Source organism: Lutispora saccharofermentans (assembly GCF_024363565.1).
Taxonomy (GTDB): Bacteria; Bacillota; Clostridia; order Lutisporales; family Lutisporaceae; genus Lutispora; species Lutispora saccharofermentans.
The window spans coordinates 1-5,451 of the sequence record NZ_JAJEKE010000035.1 but is presented as its reverse complement, the minus strand read 5'-3'; the positions used below and the strand labels follow the sequence as shown (position 1 = coordinate 5,451).

3 protein-coding genes are annotated in these 5,451 nt (G+C 42.0%); 2 read left to right on the top strand and 1 reads right to left on the bottom strand.

Going from position 1 to position 5,451, the window contains the following annotated elements; genetic code table 11:
- Nucleotides 1-394: 394 nt before the first annotated feature.
- Both LJD61_RS20215 and LJD61_RS20210 read left to right on the top strand, forming a co-directional pair.
- Nucleotides 395-2,188 (top strand): ABC transporter ATP-binding protein, encoded by a 1,794-nt coding sequence (locus tag LJD61_RS20215; RefSeq protein ID WP_255229415.1) that lies wholly within the window; start codon nt 395-397, stop codon nt 2,186-2,188.
- Nucleotides 2,189-2,229: 41 nt separating this feature from the next.
- Complete coding sequence (locus tag LJD61_RS20210) at nt 2,230-4,056, top strand: ABC transporter ATP-binding protein (RefSeq protein ID WP_255229414.1); 1,827 nt, start codon at nt 2,230-2,232, stop codon at nt 4,054-4,056.
- 359 nt (nt 4,057-4,415) lie between these two features.
- Here the strand turns inward: LJD61_RS20210 and LJD61_RS20205 are convergent.
- A partial coding sequence (locus tag LJD61_RS20205; protein WP_255229413.1) for a C40 family peptidase occupies nt 4,416-5,451 on the bottom strand: 1,036 nt, incomplete at its 5' end.

Below are 5,451 nucleotides of genomic sequence, written 5' to 3'. Positions count from 1 at the left end.
TGATAAAGAAGAACATATAGTGTTATAAAATTTGAGATATATTATTTTTCACAAGGTTACAATTTTGTTACAAAAAAATTATGCTATTGCTAAAATAAAATATTAGGAATATAATTATAATGGAAATAATATGGAAGGAGGTCGTGAACATGAAAAGAATAGCAGGCAGATTTAACAGAACAGCCATAAATGGCATAGTATTTTTTGCACGACCTTTAGCCTTAAACTGGAGCGCTATGTAGACATATAGCGTAACATCCTGATTAATAGGCCATAGGTATGTGCATACCTGTGGCTTTTATATTTTTTGCAACCCGTTTGCTATTTATTGAGCCACAGTAAGTATTTTATCTGTGGCTTTTTTAATGACTTTTTAGAAGGTGGGGTAGATAACTTGAAAAATTTTAAACTATTATGGGCTTTTATGAAGGGCAACAGACTCCTTTATTTGGCATCCATAATAAGCATTGGCTTTGCCACCGTATTCTCATTTATGTCTCCATTGGTCATCCGGTATACCATAGATTCGGTGATAGGCGGCACCGTCATGGATGCGCCGCCATGGGTAATGAATATTATTGAGGCTGTGGGGGGCCATGACACATTAAGGCAAAACATATGGATGTGCAGCATCGCTTTGGTATTATTGGCCATTATAAACGGTATATTTACTTATTATAAAGGGAAATGGTCTGCAGTTGCATCCGAATCTATAGCACAAAATATGAAGGATGCTCTTTATGACAGATTGCAAAATGTAAGCTATGGATATTATGTAAAGGCCGAAACAGGGGATTTGATACAAAGATGTACATCTGATGTAGATACGGTAAGAAGATTTTTGGCAATGCAGTTTGTGGAGGTAGGCAGGGCAATTTTCATGCTGGCAATGGCTATAGGCATAATGTTTTCTTTGGATGTGCGTATGACCTTTATAGCTATGTCGGTAATACCTGCAATATTTCTGTTTTCCACCCTTTATTACATGAAGATAAAAGAATCATTCCTGGAATGCGATGAGTCCGAAGGAAAGCTGACATCCATCCTACAGGAAAATCTTACAGGAGTAAGGGTGGTAAGGGCATTTGCCAGGCAGCCTTACGAAAGAGATAAATTCGATGAAATAAATTTGGACTTCAGGAATAAGGTATCCCATCTGATCGAATTATTAGCCTGGTACTGGTCTTTCTCAGACTTATTGTCCATGCTGCAGATGGGGATACTGCTGGTATCCGGTGTATATTGGACGGTATCAGGACACATGACCCTGGGAACCTTAGTGGTGTTCACCACTTATGAAGGCATGCTGCTGTGGCCTGTGAGACAGATGGGCAGGATTCTCACCGATATGGGAAAAACCGCTGTAGCCATGGGCAGGATAAAGGAGATATTGGATGAGCCGCTGGATAAAGACGAGGAGGAGGGCTTGAAGCCTGAGATACAGGGAAACCTTGAATTCAGCCATGTTCATTTTCAATATGAGGATGGCAAGGAGGTGCTTCGAGATATAAGCTTCACCGTCAATAAAGGGCAGACCATCGCCATACTGGGGCCCACAGGCTCAGGCAAATCTTCATTGATGCATCTTCTCCACAGGCTCTACGACTATGATAGCGGCTCTATAAAGATTGACGGAGTGGAGCTTAGGGATATAGACAAGAAATGGATAAGGGAAAAAATAGGCATAGTGCTTCAGGAGCCTTTTCTGTATTCTAAAACCATAAAAGAAAACCTTAAGATGGCTCAGGAGGAAGAGGACGAAGAAAGGATCTATCAATCTGCCAGGATAGCCTATGTCCATGATGTGATAACAGGCTTTGAAAAAGGCTATGACACATTGGTGGGAGAGAGAGGGGTAACTCTGTCCGGGGGACAAAAACAGAGAGTGGCAATAGCAAGAGCCTTGATAAAGGATTGCCCTATCATGATCTTTGATGACTCCCTGAGCGCTGTTGATACAGAGACGGATGCAGCCATAAGAAAAGCTTTGAGGGAGAGAAGGAAGGACGTAACCACCTTTATCATATCCCACAGGATAAACACCTTATCCGAAGCAGATGTTATATTGGTCATGGAAGACGGCAGAATAACAGAAATGGGCGATCATGAAGCTCTGGTAGCGAAGCCCGGACTTTACAGAAGGATCTGGGAGCTGCAAAACTCCAAGGAGGATACGCTTACAGCCTAGAGCTTACAGCAAAGATATGGACTAAAACAGGAGGTGACATTATGACAGCCAATCAAGAACAGGATTATACTAAAAAATTGGATTTTGGACTTTGGCGCAAGCTGTTTCAATATATAATACCTTATAAAAAGTATGTAATGAGGCTTACCTTGGTCATGATGGCGGTGGGAGGCATTGACGTAATCTTTCCCATCATGACGAGATATGCCATAGATAATTTTGTATTAAAAGGCGATTTGCAGGGTTTATGGATCTTTGCAGGAGTTTATGCCCTGCTTGTATTGTTTCAATCTACCAATATAAGGCTTTTAGCCCTCAATGCGGGCAAGATCGAAACAGGGGTGGTTTATGATATCAGGCATAAAGGCTTCGATAATCTGCAGAGCTTATCCTTTTCCTACTATGATAAAACTCCCGTGGGGTGGATGATGGCGAGGATGACTTCAGACGTGCAAAGGCTTGGAGATACTATAGCCTGGGGTTTGGTGGATCTGGTCTGGGGCTTTACCATGATGACGGGCATAGCTATAGTAATGCTCTTTATGAATCTGAAGCTTGCATTGATAAGCTTGTCCGTAGTGCCTTTTCTGGCAATAGCCAGCGTATATTTTCAACAAAAGATATTGAAGGCACACAGGAAGGTGAGGAAAATAAATTCCAGGATCACCGGAGCTTTTAATGAAGGCATAATGGGTGCCAAGACTACCAAGACCTTGGTGAGGGAAAAAGAGAATCTTAAGGAATTTAAGGAATTAACCCTGGATATGTATAATTCATCCGTGAAGGCGGCTATGTATTCAGCTGTCTATCTTCCTCTTGTGGTCGCATTGGGGAGCATAGGCACCGGCCTGGCGATGTGGTACGGAGGCAAAGCGGTAATGCTTGAGAGCATCAGCTATGGTACCTTGGTGCTCTTCATATCCTATACCATCCAGTTTTTTGAGCCGGTCAGAGACCTGGCCAGGATATTCAGCGAATTTCAATCAGCTCAGGCTTCTGCAGAAAGGATAATGTCTCTCATAGAGACCGAGCCGGAAATAACAGACACGCCTGAAGTCTTGGAAAGATACGGAGATGTCTTTGATCCTAAGCCCGAAAATTGGCCGCCTATAAAAGGAAATATAGCTTTTAAAAATGTGAGCTTTTCCTACAAGAATGGGGAAAAAGTGCTGGAGAGCTTCAATCTCAACATAAGAGCAGGCCAAAGCATAGCTTTGGTAGGAGAGACCGGTTCGGGGAAGAGCACCATAGTAAACCTTCTGTGCAGATTCTATGAGCCCGTTAAGGGAGAGATTTTGATAGACGGCGTTGATTATAAGGAGAGATCGCAGGCCTGGCTCCAGTCGAACCTGGGCTATGTGCTTCAAGCGCCTCACCTGTTCAGCGGTACGGTAAAGGACAATATCAGATACGGCAAGCTTGATGCATCTTCAGATGATATCATAAAGGCAGCAAAGCTGGTCAATGCACACGATTTCATAATGAAGCTTGAAAACGGCTATGATACAGAAGTGGGAGAAGGCGGCAGCAGGCTGTCTACGGGAGAAAAGCAGCTCATATCCTTTGCCAGGGCAATCCTTGCAGATCCGAGGATCTTTGTGCTGGATGAGGCTACTTCCTCTGTTGATACCGAGACTGAGAAGATCATCCAGGATGCCATTCAAAAGGTGTTAAAAGGAAGGACCAGCTTTATAATCGCTCACAGGCTTTCTACCATCAGATCTGCAGACAGGATACTGGTAATAAGCGATGGAAGGATCATCGAAGACGGCAACCATAACAAGCTTATGGAAGAAAGAGGCCATTACTATAGGCTTTACACCAATCAGTTCATGGAAGAGCAAGAAAATGAAATATTGGGCAAGTAACCTTTTTGTGCTGACTGATAACGATTGCGAAAGCTCCGGGACTAAGATTTTGTAAGCTTGCATAGGGTTGCGTCAAAACTCGCATGCAGCGTTTGTCATTACTGTTAAGATTCAAGTAAGTTATGAGGTTTTCTGATTTAATAGCATATAGGCTCAAACAGTTGACGCAACTTTTCCTATTGCCCCAGGGCACCTTCTCTTGCTCCTGTGTCGCAATTCACCTTGACTGCGCTAACAAACTCTAAGTTCCTTCACAATGCACTCTTTTATCAGTCAGCACAACTAAGGTTAAAACATAATTTATACAGTAGAATCAACGGGGTCTTGGCATAATAAAAGAAGGAATGACGGCATTGCCGTCATTCCTTCTTTCCCCCCTCGACTTCTTCTTCGTCTTTCAATTCTATATATCTCCGGGCACCTTGATACTTGCCCGTATATGTGCGTAAATCACTGATCACAATCTTCTTTTGAGATGAGCTGGCATGTATGAATTTGTGATCTCCTATGTATATTCCAACATGTCCGATGGTTTTGCCTCTATTGGAGAAGAAAACCAAATCTCCGGGTTCTAAATCCTTTTTATCTATGGGTGTTCCTTTTTTAAACTGCTGACTGGCTGTTCTTTCCAACTTTATGCCGTAATTCTTCATCACATAAGTTGTAAAGCCGGAGCAGTCAAACGCTTTTCCTGAAGAGGCACCATATACATATGGAGTGCCTAAGTATTTTCTGGTGAAATCAACGAAAGCACGGCTGCTTACAGCAGTTTTATCTGATTTTTCCTCTACTTTTTTTGGAAACAGCTCATTCAGCTTTGCTATTGTAGCATTATCGGCTTCGCCGCTGACATCCAATCCTTCTTTCTCCTGAAACGCTTTTATGGCTTCTTTCGTAGCTTCATCCATAACTGAGGTTATTTCCCCATTATAAAGCCCGGCGGTCTTAAGATCTTGCTGTATCGATTCTGCGAGTTTTTTCTCCGCAGCTTCTTTTTCTTTTACCACTTCTATTTGACGGGTTTTAGCCTTCATATAGTCTATGGTCTGCTTGCCTGCAATACCATCAACCTTAAGGCCGACTTCCTCTTGAAACTTTTTTACTGCGGCTTCCGTCTTATCTCCATAGTAAGTGGTATATTCGTCATTTTTAAAGTATCCTAAAAAATCCAGGTTTTTTTGAAGGGTTGTTATATCTTTATGGGTCATGCCTCTTTTAAGCGTCATATCGCCTAAATCGGCATAGGTTTTTGCACTGAAGCAAATTACAAACAATGCGGTCAATAATACTAACTTCCTCAGAAAAGCACCTCCTTTTACGAGGGTTGGGAATTGTAACACATTTGTAATAATTATAAACCATGTCCCAAATAAAAGCAAATATTTTTCATATAAA

Coding starts and splice junctions, on each gene's coding strand:
- LJD61_RS20210 (WP_255229414.1), top strand. CDS start 2,230: ATGACAGCCAATCAAGAACAGGATTATACTAAAAAATTGGATTTTGGA.